This window comes from Streptomyces sp. NPDC032091, assembly GCF_055580265.1.
The window spans coordinates 509493-526924 of the sequence record NZ_JBVILR010000001.1; the positions used below are offsets into that span (position 1 = coordinate 509493).

At 74.2% G+C, this 17432-nt stretch carries 13 protein-coding genes and 1 pseudogene; 9 read left to right on the forward strand and 5 right to left on the reverse strand.

Going from position 1 to position 17432, the window contains the following annotated elements; all coding sequences use genetic code 11:
* Positions 1-102: 102 nt before the first annotated feature.
* Positions 103-2124: an acetate--CoA ligase gene (gene acs, locus ACZ5NJ_RS02405; RefSeq protein WP_468761798.1), complete on the reverse strand. Its 2022-nt coding sequence runs from the start codon at positions 2122-2124 to the stop codon at positions 103-105.
* A 202-nt stretch (positions 2125-2326) separates the two neighbouring features.
* Positions 2327-4765 carry a bifunctional SulP family inorganic anion transporter/carbonic anhydrase gene (locus tag ACZ5NJ_RS02410; RefSeq protein WP_468761800.1) on the reverse strand — a complete coding sequence of 813 codons (2439 nt, stop codon included), beginning with the start codon at positions 4763-4765 and terminating at the stop codon, positions 2327-2329.
* A 234-nt stretch (positions 4766-4999) separates the two neighbouring features.
* On the opposite strand from ACZ5NJ_RS02410, the gene ACZ5NJ_RS02415 reads away from it, so the two are divergent.
* Positions 5000-6316 carry a polysaccharide deacetylase family protein gene (locus ACZ5NJ_RS02415; RefSeq protein ID WP_468761802.1) on the forward strand — a complete coding sequence of 439 codons (1317 nt, stop codon included), beginning with the start codon at positions 5000-5002 and terminating at the stop codon, positions 6314-6316.
* On the opposite strand, the gene ACZ5NJ_RS02420 is transcribed toward ACZ5NJ_RS02415, so the two are convergent.
* On the reverse strand, positions 6273-7283 hold the full coding sequence (locus tag ACZ5NJ_RS02420) for an ATP-binding protein (RefSeq protein ID WP_468761805.1): 1011 nt from the start codon (positions 7281-7283) through the stop codon (positions 6273-6275). The genes ACZ5NJ_RS02415 and ACZ5NJ_RS02420 overlap by 44 nt on opposite strands.
* 109 nt (positions 7284-7392) lie before the next feature.
* Between ACZ5NJ_RS02420 and ACZ5NJ_RS02425 the strand changes: the two genes are divergently transcribed.
* A complete protein-coding gene (locus ACZ5NJ_RS02425) occupies positions 7393-8214 on the forward strand; it encodes a Fic family protein (RefSeq protein WP_468761807.1) in 822 nt (273 codons plus the stop codon).
* A 386-nt stretch (positions 8215-8600) separates the two neighbouring features.
* On the opposite strand, the gene ACZ5NJ_RS02430 is transcribed toward ACZ5NJ_RS02425, so the two are convergent.
* Positions 8601-9473 (reverse strand): HAD family hydrolase, encoded by an 873-nt coding sequence (locus ACZ5NJ_RS02430; RefSeq protein WP_468761809.1) that lies wholly within the window; start codon positions 9471-9473, stop codon positions 8601-8603.
* Positions 9474-9983: 510 nt separating this feature from the next.
* On the opposite strand from ACZ5NJ_RS02430, the gene ssd reads away from it, so the two are divergent.
* The 7 genes and pseudogenes from ssd to ACZ5NJ_RS02465 all read left to right on the forward strand — a co-directional run.
* Complete coding sequence (gene ssd / locus ACZ5NJ_RS02435; RefSeq protein ID WP_468762015.1) at positions 9984-11132, forward strand: septum site-determining protein Ssd; 1149 nt, start codon at positions 9984-9986, stop codon at positions 11130-11132.
* On the forward strand, positions 11129-12277 hold the full coding sequence (locus ACZ5NJ_RS02440; RefSeq protein WP_468761811.1) for a TadA family conjugal transfer-associated ATPase: 1149 nt from the start codon (positions 11129-11131) through the stop codon (positions 12275-12277). The genes ssd and ACZ5NJ_RS02440 overlap by 4 nt, the downstream gene beginning before the upstream one ends.
* Positions 12274-13158 (forward strand): type II secretion system F family protein, encoded by an 885-nt coding sequence (locus ACZ5NJ_RS02445; RefSeq protein WP_468761813.1) that lies wholly within the window; start codon positions 12274-12276, stop codon positions 13156-13158. Before ACZ5NJ_RS02440 ends, ACZ5NJ_RS02445 begins: the two co-directional genes overlap by 4 nt.
* Positions 13158-13937, forward strand: a complete 780-nt coding sequence (locus ACZ5NJ_RS02450; RefSeq protein ID WP_468761815.1) for a type II secretion system F family protein — start codon at positions 13158-13160, stop codon at positions 13935-13937. The genes ACZ5NJ_RS02445 and ACZ5NJ_RS02450 overlap by 1 nt, the downstream gene beginning before the upstream one ends.
* A 93-nt stretch (positions 13938-14030) precedes the next feature.
* Positions 14031-14228, forward strand: a complete 198-nt coding sequence (locus tag ACZ5NJ_RS02455) for a DUF4244 domain-containing protein (RefSeq protein WP_468761817.1) — start codon at positions 14031-14033, stop codon at positions 14226-14228.
* A complete protein-coding gene (locus tag ACZ5NJ_RS02460) occupies positions 14215-14592 on the forward strand; it encodes a TadE family type IV pilus minor pilin (RefSeq protein ID WP_468761819.1) in 378 nt (125 codons plus the stop codon). Before ACZ5NJ_RS02455 ends, ACZ5NJ_RS02460 begins: the two co-directional genes overlap by 14 nt.
* Positions 14593-14651: 59 nt before the next feature.
* A pseudogene (locus ACZ5NJ_RS02465) lies at positions 14652-14849 on the forward strand (Rv3654c family TadE-like protein); the annotation flags it as partial.
* A 90-nt stretch (positions 14850-14939) separates the two neighbouring features.
* On the opposite strand, the gene ACZ5NJ_RS02470 reads toward ACZ5NJ_RS02465, so the two are convergent.
* The gene (locus ACZ5NJ_RS02470; protein WP_468761821.1) at positions 14940-17387 is read right to left on the reverse strand and encodes a DEAD/DEAH box helicase; all 2448 of its coding nucleotides are present in this window, start codon (positions 17385-17387) and stop codon (positions 14940-14942) included.
* Positions 17388-17432: the final 45 nt, after the last annotated feature.

A 17432-nucleotide genomic window follows, 5' to 3' on the forward strand; every position in this document is an offset into this window, starting at 1 on the left:
TTTTTTCCCTTTCTCTTTTTCTCCCCCCCCCCCCCCCCCCCGTCCCTCCCCCCCCCCCCCCCCCCCCCCCCCCCCCCCCCCCCGGGGCCGTGGTGCCGCGGATCAGTCCTCGTCGGAGGCGCTGGGCAGCTTGGTCTGGATCAGGGCCATCACCGAGGAGTCGGCGAGCGTGGTGACGTCACCGACCTCGCGGTTCTCCGCCACGTCGCGCAGCAGACGGCGCATGATCTTGCCGGAACGGGTCTTCGGGAGTTCCTGCACCGGCAGGATCCGCTTCGGCTTGGCGATCGGTCCGAGCGTGGCGCCCACGTGGTTGCGGAGCTCCGCGACCAGGCCGTCCGTCTCGGAGGCGCTGCCGCGCAGGATGACGAAGGCCACGATCGCCTGGCCGGTGGTCTCGTCGGCCGCGCCGACCACGGCGGCCTCGGCGACCGCGGGGTGGGAGACGAGCGCCGACTCCACCTCGGTGGTGGAGATGTTGTGGCCGGACACCAGCATCACGTCGTCGACGCGGCCCAGCAGCCAGATGTCGCCGTCGTCGTCCTTCTTGGCGCCGTCGCCCGCGAAGTAGCGGCCCTCGAAGCGGGACCAGTAGGTGTCGATGAACCGCTGGTCGTCGCCCCAGATGGTGCGCAGCATGGACGGCCACGGCTCGGTGAGGACCAGGTAGCCGCCTCCGCCGTTCGGGACCTCGTGGCCCTCGTCGTCGACGACGGTGGCGCCGATGCCGGGCAGGGCGCGCTGGGCGGAGCCCGGCTTGGTCGCGGTGACGCCCGGGAGCGGGGAGATCATCATCGCGCCGGTCTCGGTCTGCCACCAGGTGTCCACGATCGGGCAGCGGTCGCCGCCGATGTGCTTGCGGTACCAGATCCAGGCCTCGGGGTTGATCGGCTCGCCGACCGAGCCGAGCACGCGCAGGCTCGACAGGTCGAACTTCGCGGGGATGTCGTCGCCCCACTTCATGAACGTGCGGATCGCGGTGGGCGCGGTGTAGAGGATGGTGACGCCGTACTTCTGCACGACCTCCCAGAACCGGCCCTGGTGCGGGGTGTCCGGCGTGCCCTCGTACATCACCTGCGTGGCGCCGTTGGCCAGCGGGCCGTAGACGATGTAGGAGTGCCCGGTGACCCAGCCGATGTCGGCGGTGCACCAGTAGACGTCGCTCTCCGGCTTCAGGTCGAAGACGGCGTGGTGGGTGTACGAGGCCTGCGTGAGGTAGCCGCCCGAGGTGTGCAGGATGCCCTTGGGCTTACCCGTGGTCCCCGAGGTGTAGAGGATGAAGAGCGGGTGCTCGGCGTCGAAGGCCTGCGGGGTGTGCTCGGTGGACTGGCGGCCGACCAGGTCGTGCCACCACAGGTCGCGGCCCTCGGTGAAGGCGGTGTCCTGGCCGGTGCGCCGGACGACGAGGACGTGCTCGACCTGCGGGCACTTGGCGACGGCCTCGTCGATGGCGGGCTTGAGCGCGCTGGGCTTGCCGCGGCGGTAGCCGCCGTCGGCGGTGATGACCAGCTTGGCGTCGGCGTCCTGGATGCGGGAGGCGACGGCGTCGGCGGAGAAGCCGCCGAAGACCACCGAGTGCGCGGCGCCGACACGGGCGCACGCGAGCATCGCGACGACCGCCTCGGGGATCATCGGCAGGTAGACGGCGACCCGGTCGCCCGCCTGGACGCCCAGTTCGGTGAGGGCGTTCGCGGCCTGCGAGACCTCGTCCTTGAGCTGGGCGTAGGTGATCGAGCGGCTGTCGCCCGGCTCGCCCTCGAAGTGGATGGCGACGCGCTCGCCGTTGCCGGCCGCCACGTGCCGGTCCACGCAGTTGTATGCGACGTTCAGCTTGCCGTCGGCGAACCACTTCGCGAAGGGCGGGTTGCTCCAGTCGAGCGTCTCGGTGGGCTCGGTGTCCCAGGCCAGCCGTCGGGCCTGCTCGGCCCAGAAGCCCAGCCGGTCCGCGTCGGCCTGCCCGTAGGCGGCCTCCTTCACGTTCGCGGCGGCGGCCAGATCGGCGGGCGGTGCGAACCGCCGCTCCTCTTTCAGCAGGTTGGCCAGGCTCTCGTTGCTCACGACATCTCCCTTTCCCAGGGTGTCCGTTGTCCCCCGGGCATAGCTGAGTCCCCGGGGACAGCTCATCAGTCAGACGCCCAGGTGACAAGGGGTTGCCGAAAATTGGTTTAGACCTATACCACGACTGGGCCCGCGTCCGCCCTTCGCGAGCCCGGCGTGCCGGGTTGCGCGCGGCGGCGTGCCGACGGCCCCCACCCGCGCCAGGGTGCGGGAGGGGGCCGACAGCTTGCACGGATACGGGAGGGTATCGGTTCGGGAGGGCCTCTGGTCAGGCGTTCTGGCCGACGCTGTCGAAAACGCGACAGTCGAAGAAGTCCTCCCCGGGGGACAGGAGATAGGCCTGGGCCTCGCCCACGTGGAAGTACATCCCGTGCAGTTCCAGCGTCCCCTCGGCGAGCCGCCGGGCCACCGATTCGTGCGCCCGCAGGTGCTCCAGCTGCTGCACCACGTTGGTCAGGCAGAGCTGCTCCACGGCGTCGGCCGGGAGCCGCCCCGAGATCCGGGCCCAGGCGTGGTGCCGGCTGCCCATCCGCTCCAGGCTGGGCAGGCCGTGCCGCAGCCAGCGGGTCAGCGGGGTCATCGGGGCGCCGGGCCGGGAGCTCAGCAGGGCCTGCATGGCCCCGCACCCCGAGTGCCCGCACACCGTGATGCTGGCGACCTCGAGCACGTCCACGGCGTACTCGATGGCCGCCGCGACGGAGTCGTCCCCGGACTCGGCGCCGGGCAGCGGGACGAGATTGCCCACGTTGCGCACGGTGAACAGGTCGCCCGGACCGCTGGCGGTGATCATGCTGGTCACCAGGCGGGAGTCCGCGCAGGTGAGGAAGAGCTGCGAGGGCCGCTGCCCCTCGCGCGCCAGCCGGGCGAGCTCCTCGCGCACGTGCGGTGCGGTGTCCCGCTGGAAGGCGCTGATCCCACTGGCCAGTTGGCCCGCCCCGGGCCGTCGCGTGGGGACGGCCGCCGGGGCGCCGGGAACCCCGGCCGCGCCGGGAATCGTACGCGGAGCCGCGCCGCCGGGGTGGGGCCCGTCGCCCCGCCCCGCCCGGGCGGTCTGCGCGGGCTGGCCGGCCGGGTCGGTCCGGTCGGTCGGGTCGGTCTGCGCGGCGCGGTGGTCGCAGTGGTTCTGCCAGGGCGTCCAGGGGCGGCAGCACTGGTGCGCCTCCCGGCCGCCCGCCTCGGCCCGGTGGCCGGCGGTCGCCGTGCCCGCGTACCGGCCGGTGAGTTCGAGCGAGCCTCCGTGCGCCAGGTGTGACTCCTGCCAGTCGTGGAGCGTCTCGTAGGCGGCGTGGTCCATGAACGAGCCGTCCAGTTCGACCACCGCGTGCCCGCCGTGCGGGACCTGGTTCAGCACCCGGCTCAGCCGGGGGACCGCGAGGAAGGTCAACTGCCCGCGCGCGATGACTCGGTGGCCCCCTTCCTCCTCGGTCACCGTGATCCGGGTCCGGGCCAGTCGGCGCAGGGCCAGGGCCACGGCCACCGCGATCCCGACGGCCACACCCTCCAGCACCCCGCCCAGCACCACGGCCGCGATCGTCGTCGCGTAGACCACGACCTCGCGGTGCCGGGAGATGGTCCGCAGGTGCGTGATGCTGACCATCTGGACCCCGACGGCCATCACGAGCGCGGCCAGCGCCGCCAGCGGGATCAGATCCAGGACCGGGACGAACAGACCGGCCGCGAGCACCACCCACAGCCCGTGGAACATGGCCGATTTCCGGCTGACGGCACCCGACTTGACGTTCGCCACGCTGCGCACGGCCACACCGGTGATGGGCAGCCCGCCCAGCAGGCCGGAGACGATGTTCGCGGCGCCCTGGCCGCGCAGTTCGCGGTCGAGGTCGGCGCGGGGCGGGCGGTCGTCCGTACCGCGCTCGGCGGCGATCAGCTTATCGGTGGCGACCGAGGACAGCAGGGACTCCACGCTGCCGACCAGGGTGATGGTCAGCACGGCGGCGATCAGCCCGAGCACCGGCCCCCGGGGCACCTCGGGCAGGGCGTGGCTGCTCCAGGACGGCAGGTCGACCCGGGGCAGGGCCAGCCCGGCCAGGGCCGCGAACGCCGTGGCCGAGGCGACGGCGGCCAGCGCGGCCGGCACCTTGCGCAGGGCGCGGCCCATCCGCCCGGGCAGCCGGTTCCAGCCGAGCAGGACGCACAGCGTCAGCGCGCTCACCGCCAGCGCGGCCGGATGCGGATCGGCCAACTGGGCGGGCAGCCCCAGCACGTTGGCGACGGCCGAGCTCTGCGGGGTGCCGCCGAGCACGATGTGCAGCTGGGCCAGTGCGATGGTCACACCGATGCCCGCGAGCATCCCGTGCACGATGGCCGGGCTCACCATGAGCGCCGACCGGGCGGTGCGCAGGAAGGCGAGTCCGAGCTGGCAGCAGCCCGCGAGGACGGTGATGGCACAGGTGGTGCGCCAGCCGTAGCGCTGGATCAACTCGGCGGTCACGACCGTGAGTCCGGCGGCGGGACCGCTCACCTGGAGGGGTGCGCCGCCGAGCCGTCCGGCCACGATCCCGCCCGCCGCCGCGGCCACCAGGCCGGCTTGCAGCGGGGCGCCGGTGGCCAGCGCGATGCCGAGGGAGAGGGGCAGGGCGATCAGGAAGACGGCTGCGGACGCCGACAGGTCGGCCGGGAGGTCCTTGCGGAAGCTCCTGGCGCCCGATGGCCGCCGGGTGGGGGAGGGGGCTGGTGCGGTGGCTGTCATGGGTTCCCGTCTCCTCTGGGGAGGGATGAAGCGGCGGGAGTCTCAACACTCGGTAAATGGATGGTAATGGAGAGTAAAGAAGGGTGGGGGGCAATGCGGGCAAGTAGCCTAGAAGCCCACCCATAGGGGTGATTAAGCATTTTGTCGGGCTTGTCATACCTTCCTAAAACCGCACCGCATGGGACGTTGCGTCGCGAACGTCCTGCATCGGTACTGCGAGGGAGAGGTGTGCGGATGATGGCCGCCACGAAGAAGATCGCCGGCGGGCTGGCCGCCACGGCACTGGTCCTGTGCGCCGCCGGGTGCAGCGGCTCGGGGTCCGCGGTGCGCGGGGCCCCGGGCGGGCCGAACGGGAGGAAGGGCGCCGCCGCCCCGGAGGCGCCCGGCAGCGTCAACCGGCCGATCGGCGACGGCTCGACGGCCTACACGGGCCCGCAGCCGAACGTGCAGAAGCCGCAGAAGCTCAAGCCCGGCGAGAAGCCGCCGCAGTTCGTGGTGTTCTCGTGGGACGGGGCCGGCGAGGACAGTCAGAAGCTCTTCTCGCACTTCCGCGAGGTCGGCAAGGAGCACAACGCCCGGATGACCTACTTCCTCAGCGGCGTGTACATGCTGCCGGAGGAGAAGCGTTCCCTCTACACCGCGCCGCAGCATTCGCCGGGCCGCTCCGACATCGGCTTCGGCGACCTCCAGGGCATCAAGGACACCGCCGCCCAGGTCCGCGCGGCCTGGCTGGAGGGCAACGAGATCGGCACCCACTTCAACGGTCACTTCTGCGGCCCCGACGGCGGCGTCGGCACCTGGTCCGTCGAGGAGTGGAAGAGCGAGATCAACCAGGCCAAGTCCTTCGTCAAGAACTGGAAGACGAACGCCGGGCTGAAGGACATGGAGCCGCTCCCGTTCGACTACGACAAGGAGCTCATCGGCGCCCGCACTCCCTGCCTCGAAGGCCAGAAGAACTTCATGCTGGCGGCCAAGGACATGGGCTTCCGCTACGACTCCAGCGGGATCGGCAAGCAGGTCTGGCCGAAGAAGACGGACGGGCTCTGGGACCTCCCGCTCCAGCTGGTGCCGATGCCCGGACGGGCCTTCGACACGCTGAGCATGGACTACAACTACATGGTCAACCAGTCGGGCACGACCACGCAGGGCGACCCCTCGCAGCACCAGTACTGGGGCGACCAGATGCGCGACGGCCTGAAGCAGGCCTTCGACCGGGCCTACCAGGGCAACCGCGCGCCCCTGATCATCGGCAACCACTTCGAGTCCTGGAACGGCGGCACCTACATGCGCGCCGTCGAGGAGTCCATCAAGAGCATGTGCGGCGAGCCCGAGGTGCGCTGCGTGCCCTTCCGCGAGCTGGCCGACTGGCTGGACGCGCAGGACCCCAAGACGCTGGACTGGCTGCGCGGCCTGGAGGTCGGCCAGGCGCCGAAGGAGGGCTGGACGAAGTTCCTCACCGCGGGGCCGCCGGCGGCTCCGGTCGCTCCGGCGGCCCCGGCGGGCAAGGTCAAGCCGGCTGAGGGGCCGGCCGGGGCACCGGACGAGGGCTGACCAGTCCCTCGTGGAGGACGAAGCCGGGGTCGACCTGCTCCGCCAGGTCGACCCCGGTCCTGGCGTTGCCCCAGCTCTCCGCGTTGCGCAGGTGGAAGTGGACCATCTGCTCGGTGTACTTGTCCCAGTCGCGCCCCGCGTAGGAGTCCTCCGCCGCGTCCCGGAGGGCCCGCAGGGCGAGCCGGTTGGCCGCCTCCAGCAGCTCGAAGGGGGCCGGGCGGCCCCGCTCCATCGCCCGCACCCAGTCGGAGTGGCCGAAGGTGACCAGCAGGTCCTCGCCCACTTCGTCCTGGAGGAACTCGATGTCCTCCGGCCCCTGCACCTTGTTGCCCACGACCCGCAGCCGGACCCCGAAGTCCCGGGCGTACTCCTTGTACTGGCGGTAGACCGAGACCCCCTTGCGGGTCGGCTCGGCCACCAGGAAGGTCATGTCGAAACGGGTGAACATGCCCGAGGCGAAGGAGTCCGAGCCGGCCGTCATGTCGACGACGACGTACTCGTCCGGGCCGTCGACCAGGTGGTTGAGGCAGAGCTCGACCGCCCCGACCTTCGAGTGGTAGCAGGCCACCCCCAGGTCCGACTCGGTGAAGGGGCCCGTCGCCATCAGCCGGACGGGCTGCCCGTCGAGCGGCACCGTGCGCGCGCACGCCTCGTAGACCGGATTGTCCTCGTCCACCCGCAGCAGCCGCGAACCCGCCCCGGGCGGCGTCGTCTTGATCATGCTGTCGGCCGAGGCGATGCGCGGGTTCGAGCCGCGCAGGTACTCCTTGATGAGGGGCAGGTGCGCGCCCAGCGCGGGCAGCGCGGCGGCCTCCTCCTCGGTCAGCCCGAGGGCGGCTCCGAGGTGCTGGTTGATGTCGGCGTCCACCGCGACGACGGGGGCTCCACTGGCTGCGAGGTGGCGGATGAAGAGGGAGGACAGCGTCGTCTTCCCACTGCCTCCCTTTCCCACGAAAGCGATCTTCATGTTCACCAAGCGTAGTGGCATGACAGCGGGGTGTGGTCGAGGTGAGTGAAGAAGACCACTCCAAGGAGGGGTCGGTGCTATGGGGCCGCAGTGCGTAGGCTCCCTACTTATGAGTAGCGCTTCTGACCCGCTGGCGGCCCTGGGTGCCCTCCCGGGCGTCGCAGAGTCCGTGGAATCCGTACGCAAGGCCGTGGACCGGGTCTACGGGCACCGGGTCATGCGCCGGCGCGGCGGGGAGATCACCTCGGAGGCCGCACTGCGCGGCGCCCGGGCGAGCGCGGCGCTGTCGGGGGCCGACTGGGCGCTGGAGGAGGTGCGCCGCCGGACCGACTTCGGCGCGGACCCCGAGGCGCTGACGGTGGGTGCCGCCCTGCGGCTGACGGCGGAGGCCGGTCAGCTGCTGAGCATCTGGCGCCAGTCGCCGATGCGGGTACTCGCCCGGCTGCACCTGGTCGCGTCCGGTTCGGCCGCGGCCGGTGACGTGGTGGGCCGTCCGCGGCTGGCCGGCGAGCCGGTGGACGAGCCCCTGGTGGACCTGCCGCTGCCGGACGCCGACGAGGTCGCGGGCCGGCTGGACGGGCTGTCCGGGGTGGTCATCGCGGGCGGGTCGGCCCCGGCGCTGGTGACGGCCGCGGTGGTGCACGGCGAACTGCTGGCCCTGCGGCCCTTCGCCTCGTACAACGGGGTCGTCGCGCGTGCGGCGGAGCGGATCGTGCTGATCAACAGCGGTCTGGACCCGAAGGCGATCTGCCCGGCGGAGGTCGGTCACGCGGAACAGGGTACGGAGGCCTATCTGGAGGCCTTCAAGGGCTACGTCTCCGGCACCGCGGAGGGGATGGCGGCCTGGATCGCCCACTGCGGCCGCGCGGTCGAGCTCGGCGCGCGCGAGTCTACGGCGGTCTGCGAGGCGCTCCAGCGCGGCGCGGCGTAGGGCGGGCCGGGCTGACGGGCCCGGACAAAGGGTTGCGGCGACACCGTACTGCTCTGGTGTCGCCGCTGGCATTCACGCCCAGTTACCAAGCGTCCTCGATGGTGCCCATCAGGCCGGGTACTTTGCCCTTGGCCTGGTGCGGCTGGCCCGTAATCGACGGGTCGACGTCGCGTGGGTGCTCGGCGTTCCTGCTTCGGTCCGTGGGCCTTACTGCGTTTTAAAGATGATCCTCTCGGATGTTCTTTGGTCTCGCGGGCCGTGAATCCTTTGTACCTCGCTTCGGGGCGGAGTGAAACCCCTGGCCGAGGTTCTTTACTTTTCGGGGCGATTCAGGTCTCTTCGGACACCCCGTATCGCCCCGGACGGGGACGGTCCTCCGGCTGTGCTCAGGCCGACGCGAGGGCCGCCGCGGCCGCCCGCCGGCGGCTCGCGTACCAGACCAGTCCTGCGGTGGCCGCGGCCGCGCCGACCGCCGCAGCGGCGACGAGCGCGGGCCGTGCGGGCACCGACAGGCCGGGCAGCCGCTGCTTGAGCCGTACCGGCTTGCTGAACACCAGCACCGGCCACTCCCGGGCGACCGCCTCGCGCCGCAGGGCCCGGTCGGGGTTGACCGCGTGCGGGTGCCCGACGGCCTCCAGCATCGGCACGTCGGTGATGGAGTCGCTGTACGCGTAGCACCGCGCGAGGTCGTAGCCCTCGGACTCGGCGAGCTCGCGCACGGCATCGGCCTTCGTGGGCCCGTAGGCGTAGTACTCGATCTCCCCGGTGAAGCAGCCGTCCTCGCCGACCACCATGCGGGTGGCGACGACCCGGTCCGCGCCGAGCATCTCCCCGATGGGCTCGACGACTTCGGCGCCGGAGCTCGACACGATCACCACGTCGCGCCCCGCGGTGTGGTGGGCCTCGATGAGGGACGCGGCCTCGTCGTAGATGATCGGGTCGATGAGGTCGTGCAGCGCCTCGGCGACGATCTCCCGCACCTGGCGGACGTTCCACCCCTTGCAGAGCGCGGACAGGTACTCGCGCATCCGTTCCATCTGGTCGTGGTCGGCGCCGCCGGCCAGGAAGATGAACTGGGTGTACGCGGTCCGCAGCACGGCCCGCCGGTTGATCAGGCCGCCCTGGTAGAAGGACTTGCTGAACGTCAGGGCGCTGGACTTCGCAATGACCGTCTTGTCCAGGTCGAAGAAGGCGGCGGTCCGGGGCGAGGAGTGCGGCAAGGGCTGATTTTCCACGCACCGAGCATATGCGCCCACCATTCGGCGTAAGGTGTGGCGCGTGGGTTTGCCTGAGAAGGCTCTCGGGTACACCATGGAAGTCACGGATCGTTCGCGACCGTGCTAACCCGGTCTGGCTCCTCCCCCCCCGAGTCGGACCGTGGGGACGACCCCCGCTCTCCCCCCCGGCGGGGGTCGTCGCATGTCCGGACGCGGTTCGCGCCCCTCTTTCCGGGGTCGTGACGGACATCCTCCCGGCCCTTCCTCTTCGGCGGGCCCGCACGGCACGGGCCGTCACCCCCTCCAACGCGTAACGCTGTGTAGTCGTTCCGGCGCGCTGCGGAACTCACCCGCAGGGGTGGGGAAGATATTCACAAGTGCCTTCTCGTCCACAGTTTTCGACCAAGATCCACTTCTTTTTCCGGATCCCTGCACGGTGATTCCGGCCGCGAAGTCCGCGGCGTCTGGATTTGCAGTGAGAAGGGGGCGGAGATCGTGGCTGGATCGAAGTCGTGTGAAGCGTCGGCGCCCGTCGTGGCCGCGGGGGGCGGGCTGCCCGCCCGCGCCGTGGGGGCCGGACCCGGCGGCGGGCGGCCGCTGATCGTCACCGAGGACCCGCTGCTGCTCGACGACCTGCTCAGGCTGTGCGCCGCGGCGGGTGCCGAACCGCATGTGCACCACGCGGTGCCGGAGCGCAGCGGAGCGGCAGCCGAGCCCGGTGGCGTCGGTGACGCGGCCGCCGCCGGCCCGCCGGGCGGCGTCGGCTGGGACACCGCCCCGCTGGTCCTCGTCGGCGACGACGCCGCCCGCCGGGTGCGCGGGGCGCCGCGCCGGGACGGCGTGTTCCTCGTCGGCCGGGACCTCGACGACCCCTTCGTGTGGCAGCGGGCGGTGCAGATCGGCGCCGAGGAGGTGCTCCGGCTGCCCGACGCCGAGAACCGGCTCGTCGACCGCCTCGCCGACGTCGTCGAAGGGGCCGGGCGGCCCGCCCTGACCGTCGGGGTCATCGGCGGCAGCGGCGGGGCCGGGGCGTCCACCCTCGCCTGCGCCCTCGCGCTCCGGGCCGCCCGGGCCGGGCAGCGCACCATCCTCGTCGACGGCGACCCCCTCGGCGGCGGCATGGACGTCCTGCTCGGCGGCGAGGCGGCCGAGGGGCTGCGCTGGCCCGACTTCGCCGCCTCGCGCGGCCGGGTCGGGGCGGGCGCGCTGGAGGAGTCCCTGCCCGAGCTGCACGCGCTGCGGGTGCTGAGCTGGGACCGCGGGGAGCGGGTGGTGGTGCCGCCCGCCGCGATGCGCTCGGTCGTGGCCGCCGCCCGCCGGCGGGGCGGGGTGGTCGTGGTCGACCTGCCCCGGCGGGTGGACGAGTCCGTGGCGGAGGTGCTGGCCCAGCTGGACCTCGTGCTGCTCGTGGTCCCCGGCGAACTGCGGTCGGTGGCCGCGGCGGGGCGGGTGGCCGCGGGCGTGCGGATGGTCGCCCGGGACGTCCGCGTCGTCGTACGGGGCCGTTGCCGTCAGGGGCTCGACGCCGAAGCGGTCGCCGGGCTGCTGGGAGCACCGCTGGCCGGGGAGGTGCCGGTGGAGGTGGGGCTTCCGGGGCGGGTGGCCGAAGGGGAACCGCCGGGCGCGCGGGGCGCGTTGGCCCGGTTCTGTGACGGCTTCTGGCAGCGGGCGCTCGGCCCGGCGCAGGGGGTGCCGGCATGAGCGCGGTCCTGCTGGACGCCGTGCGCCGGCGGCTGGCCGAGAGCGGTGCGGAGCCCACGCCGGCCCGGGTGGCGGCGGCCCTGCGGGCGCAGGGCCGGCTGCTCGGGGACGCGGAAGTGCTGGGAGCGGCCGCCGAGTTGCGCTCCGAGCTGGTCGGCGCGGGGCCGCTGGAGCGGCTGCTCGCCGACCCCGGGGTCACCGATGTGCTGGTGGCCGCCCCGGACCGGGTGTGGGTGGACCGGGGCGGCGGGCTGGAGCTGACGGCGGTGACCTTCCCCGACGCCGAGGCCGTGCGCAGGCTGGCCCAGCGCCTGGCCGCCGTCGCGGGGCGGCGGCTGGACGACGCCCGGCCCTGGGTGGACGCCCGGATGCCGGACGGCACCCGGCTGCACGCCGTGCTCCCGCCGGTGGCCGTCGGGTCGGCGTGCCTGTCGCTTCGGGTCGTGCGGCCCAGGGCGTTCACGCTCGACGAGCTGGTCGCGGCCGGGACCCTGCCGCCGGGCGGGCAGCGGCTTCTGCGGGCGATGGTCGAGGCCCGGCTGTCCTTCCTCGTCTCGGGCGGCACGGGTACGGGCAAGACCACCCTCCTCAGTGCCCTGCTCGGCCTGGTCGGCCCCGCCGAACGGATCGTGCTGGCCGAGGACTCCGCCGAGCTGCGGCCGGACCACCCCCATGTGGTGCGGCTGGAGACCCGGCCCGCGAACCAGGAGGGCGCCGGGCTGGTCACCCTGGCAGATCTGGTCCGCCAGGCCCTGCGGATGCGCCCCGACCGGCTGGTGGTCGGCGAGGTCCGCGGTGCCGAGGTGGCCGATCTGCTGGCCGCCCTGAACACCGGGCACGAAGGGGGCTGCGGCACGGTCCACGCCAACGCCGCCGAGCACGTGCCGGCCCGGCTGGAGGCGCTCGGCAGCGCCGCCGGGCTCGACCGGGCCGCCCTGCACAGCCAGTTGGCGGCCGCCCTCACCCTCGTGGTCCACCTCACCCGGGACCGGTCGGGGCGCCGGCGGGTGGCGGAGGTCCATGTGCTGGAGCGGGATCCGGGCGGGCTGGTGGTGACCGTGCCCGCGCTGCGCTGGGGTGCGCGGGGCTTCGTACGCGAGCGGGGCTGGGAGCGGCTCGGGCCGCTGCTGCGGGGTGCCCGGTGAACGCCGGGGCGCTCGGGTCGGTGCCGGTGTTCGCCGGCGTGCTGTGCGCCGGGGCCGCCGCCTGGGGGCTGGCGGGGGGCGACGGGACGGCCCGGCGGGTCCGGCTGGTGCTGGCGGGCGGAGTTCAGGCCCTGCCGAGGGTCCCCCCGCCCGGGTGGCGGCTGGCGGCCGCGGCGCGGGTGCGGGCGGCGCGGTGGCGGGAGTGGGCGGGGCTCGCCGCCGGTGCGCTGGTGGGCGTACTGGGCGGGTCGGTGATCCCGCTGGTGCTGGGGGCGGCGTCGGTGCCGCTGCTGCGCCGGTGGCTGCGGGTCCGGGAGCGGGAGCGGGTGCGGGCGGCCCGGGCGGCCGGGGTGCTGGCGTTGTGCGGGGCCGTGGTGGGCGAGCTGCGGGCCGGGGCCCAGCCCGGGCAGGCGCTGACGTCGGCGATACGGCGTACGGCGGCCGGCCCCGGGGGGCCGGGCCCGGCGGAGGCGGCCGTGCTGGCGGCCGCGGCGTTCGGCGGGGACGTGGCCCGCGCCCTGCACGAGGCGGCGCGGGAGCCGGGAGCGGAGGGGCTGGCCGGGATGGCGGCCTGCTGGCGGGTCTCGGTGGACGGCGGCGCGGGACTGGCGGCCGGACTGGACCGGCTGGAGGGCGCGCTGCGGGCCGAGCGGGACCGGAAGGAGTCCCTGCGGGCCCAGTTGGCGGGGGCCAGGTCGACGACGGTGGTGCTCGCGCTGCTGCCGCTGGTGGGACTGCTGATGGGGACCGGGCTCGGGGCGGACCCGCTGAAGGTGCTGCTGCACTCCCCGGTGGGCTGGGGCTGCCTGGCGGCCGGTGCGGTGCTGGAGGCGCTGGGGCTGCTGTGGTGCCGGCGGATCGTGCGGACGGGGGAACGGTGATGGACGGGCCGGCGGTCCGCGGACTGGCGACGGTCCTGTGTCTGGCGGTGGCGGTGTGGTGCCTGGGCTCGGCGGTGTCGGCGCGGGTGGGGCGGCGGGCGGCGCGGCGCAGGCTCGCGGCGGTCTTCGGGGCGGCGGAGCCGGTGCGGCGCGGGCCGCCGTGGGGCCGGCGGGCGCGGGCGGCGGTGGTGGCCTGGGCCGGGCCGGCGGGGGCGCTGCTGGCTGGCTGGGTGCTGATCGGCGGGGCGCCGGGGCTGCTCACCGGGTGCGGTGCGGCGGCCGGGGTGCGCTGGTGGACGGCCCGGCCCCGGGCGGCGCCCGGGGTCCATCAGCGGGAGGCCGAGCGGCAGTTGCCCCTGGCGGCGGATCTGCTGGCCGCCTGTCTGGCGGCGGGCGCGGGCCCGGTCGAGGCGGCCGAGGTGGTGGGGGAGTCGCTGGGCGGGCCGGTGGGCGAGCGCCTGGCGCTTGCGGGGGCGGAGCTGCGGCTCGGCGGTGAACCGGGCGCGGCGTGGGGGAGCCTGGCGGGCATACCCGGGGCGCGGGGGCTGGCCGAGTGCCTGGAGCGCGCGGCCCGGACGGGGGCGCCGGCGGCGGAGCCGGTGTCCCGGCTGGCGGCGGCCCTGAGGGCGGACCGCTCCCGGCGGGCGGGCGCCCGGGCGCAGCGGGCCGCGGTGCTCGTGACCGCGCCGGTGGGGCTGTGCTTCCTCCCCGCCTTCCTCGCGGTCGGGGTCGCGCCGGTGGTGATCGGAATGGCCTCCGGTCTGCTGTCGGCCGGCTGAAAGCCCGAAGTCCTCCGCGAGCGGTGATCCACTGCGGAGTTTCGGAATCAAACCTGAAATCACATCAAGAACGTAATCCCACAGGAGGGTGTCATGAGGATCATCTGGTTTCGTCTGCGGGCGGCTGCGAGCGGTCGTGGGCGCGACGCGGGAATGTCGACCTCGGAATACGCCATGGGCACGATCGCGGCCTGTGCGTTCGCGGCGGTTCTGTACAAGGTGGTGACGAGTGACGTGGTTTCGGCGGCACTCCAGTCGACCATCGGGAAGGCGCTCGATGCGCCCTTCTGAGCGAAAGCCGCCGGCCGCCCCGGACCGGGGTTATGTGACGGCGGAGGCGGCGCTCGTCATTCCGGCCCTGGTGCTGTTCGCGGCGCTGCTGGTGTGGGCGCTGATGGCGGCTGCCGCGCAGATCCGGTGCGTGGACGCCGCCCGGGCCGGTGCCCGGGCGGCGGCCCGGTCGGAGCCCGCCGGGGCGGTGCTGGCGGCGGCCCGCCAGGCCGCCCCGCCGGGGGCGGAGGTGGAGCTGGAGCGGTCCGGTGACCTGTGGCGGGTGCGGGTGGCCGCGCCCGCCCCGGGGCCGGCCGGGCTGCCGGTCCGGCTCGGGGCGCGGGCGGCGGCCCTGGCCGAGGACGCCGTGGGGCCGCCGCCGTGAGCCGGGACCGGGGCTCCGCGACGGTGTGGGCCACCGTGGTGGCCACGGTGCTGGTGGCGGTGTTCGGGGGCGTGCTGCTGCTGGGGCAGGCGCTGGTGGCCCGGCACCGGGCGGGGGCCGCGGCCGATCTGGCGGCCCTCGCGGCGGCGGCCACCTGGGCGCACGGCCCGCAGGCCGCCTGTGCGGCGGCCGGGCGGGTGGCGGGCGCCCAGGGGGCGGTGGTGGCCGGATGCCGGGTCGGGGGCGAGGTGGCCGAGGTCACCGCGGTCGTCCGGGCCGGCCCCTTCGCCCCGAGGGTCGCGGCCCGGGCGGGCCCGCCCCTGGCACCCGGGCCGGGGGCCGGGCGGTCAGGGGGCGGGGGCCAGGAGACGGGTGAGGAGGCGGATCGCGCCGCGCTTGTGGAGGGGGTCGTTGCCGTTGCCGCACTTGGGGGACTGGATGCAGGAGGGGCAGCCGGCCTCGCACTCGCAGGCGGCGATGGCGTCCCGGGTGGCCGTCAGCCACTCCCGGGCCGTGTGGAAGGCCCGCTCCGCGAAGCCGGCGCCGCCCGGGTGGCCGTCGTAGACGAACACGGTGGGCAGCAGGGTGTCCGGGTGCAGCGGGACGGAGACCCCGCCGATGTCCCAGCGGTCGCAGGTGGCGAACAGCGGGAGCAGGCCGATGGAGGCGTGCTCGGCGGCGTGCAGGGCGCCGCCGAGGATCTCCGGGCCGATCCGGGCCTCGTCGAGCTGGTCCTCGGTGACCGTCCACCACACGGCCCTGGTGCGCAGGGTGCGCGGCGGCAGGTCCAGCTTGGCCTCGCCGAGCACCTCGCCGGTGATCAGCTTGCGGCGCAGGTAGGACACCACCTGGTTGGTGACCTCGACGGAGCCGAAGCAGAGCCGGGCCTCGCCCCAGGGGATCTCGGTCTCGGTCTCCAGGACGGAGATCGAGGTGGTGTCGCGGGCGGTGGTCGAGAAGGGCGGGTCCGCCGCCTCGACCAGGGCCACCGAGTCCTCCAGGTCCAGCCGGCGCACCAGGTAGGTGCGGCCCTGGTGCAGGTGGACGGCGCCGTCGTGGACGGCGGTGTGGGAGGCGGACTCGTCGACGGTGCCCAGCAGCCGGCCGGTCTCCGCCTCGACGATCTGCACCGGGCGGCCCCCGCCGCCGCGGATGTCGGCCAGGTCCGAGGCCCGCTCCCGGCGGGTCCAGTGCCAGGCCGCGGTCCGCCGCCGCAGCAGCTTCGCCGCCTCCAGCTGGGGCAGCAGGCCGGCCGCGGCCGGGCCGAAGAGGTCCAGGTCCGCTTCGGTCAGGGGCAGCTCGGCGGCGGCCGCGCACAGGTGCGGGGCCAGCACGTAGGGGTTGTCGGGATCCAGCACGGTGGCCTCCACCGGCTGCCGGAAGAGGGCCTCGGGGTGGTGCACCAGGTAGGTGTCCAGCGGGTCGTCGCGGGCGATCAGCACCGCCAGCGCGCCCTGTCCCGACCGGCCCGCGCGTCCGGCCTGCTGCCACAGGGAGGCGCGGGTGCCCGGATAGCCGGTGATCAGCACGGCGTCGAGGCCCGAGACGTCCACGCCGAGCTCCAGGGCGGTGGTGGCGGCCAGCCCCAGCAGCTGCCCGGAGTGCAGGGCCCGCTCCAGGGCGCGGCGCTCCTCGGGCAGGTAGCCGCCCCGGTAGGCCGCGACCCGCCGGGGCAGGGACCGGTCCACCTGGGCCAGCCGCTCCTGGGCGATCACGGAGATCAGCTCGGCCCCGCGCCGGGAGCGTACGAAGGCCACCGTGCGGATCCCCTGGACCACCAGGTCGGTCAGCAGGTCGGCGGTCTCCGCCGTCGCGGTGCGGCGCACCGGGGCGCCCTTCTCGCCCTTGAGCTCGGTCAGCGGCGGCTCCCACAGGGCGAAGACCACCTCGCCGCGCGGCGAGGCGTCGTCGGTGACCCCGGTGACCGGCACGCCGGTCAGCCGGGAGGCGGCGGCCGCCGGGTCGCTCGCCGTGGCGGAGGCCAGCAGGAACACCGGCTCGGAGCCGTAGCGGGCGCACAGCCGGCGCAGCCGCCGCAGCACCTGGGCGACGTGGGAGCCGAACACCCCGCGGTAGGTGTGGCACTCGTCGATCACCACGTAGCGCAGGGCCTTGAGGAAGGAGGACCAGCGCGGATGGGAGGGCAGCATCCCCCGATGGAGCATGTCGGGGTTGGTCAGCACGTAGTTCGCGTACTGGCGCACCCACTCGCGTTCCTCGACGGGTGTGTCCCCGTCGTACACGGCCGGTCGCACGGCGTTCCCGAGGGGTGCGGCCAGTTCGCGGACGGCGCGCCGCTGGTCGGCGGCCAGAGCCTTGGTCGGAGCCAGGTAGAGGGCGGTCGCACCGCGGCCGTTCGGGGCCTCGGCGCCGTCGGCGAGGGCGGACAGCACGGGGGCCAGGTAGGCCAGGGACTTGCCCGAGGCGGTTCCGGTGGCGATGACCACCGACTCGCCGTCCAGGGCGAGCTCGGCGGCCGTGGCCTGATGTTCCCACGGATGGTCGATGCCCGCCGTTCGGATCGCGGCTACTACATCGGTTCGGACCCGGTGCGGCCAGACCGCATGACGACCCGCCCGAGGGGGCAAGTGCTCCGTATGAGTGATGCGCGCAGCTCGGGAAGGCCCCCGTGACAGGCGGTCCAGAACGGTGCCGGGGGTGGGTCGTGGGTCCGCCGGTGCCGTGGCCGGACCGGGGTGCTGAGTGTTGGCCATTGGAACCGAGTGTGTCACCGCAGTGCGGGACAATGGCCCCAAGGCGTCGTGCGCGCCTGCCGGTAAGTGATTGAATGCCATCGCGGCAGCCGATCCCTCCCCTACCTTCGGGTGGGAGGCCCCTGG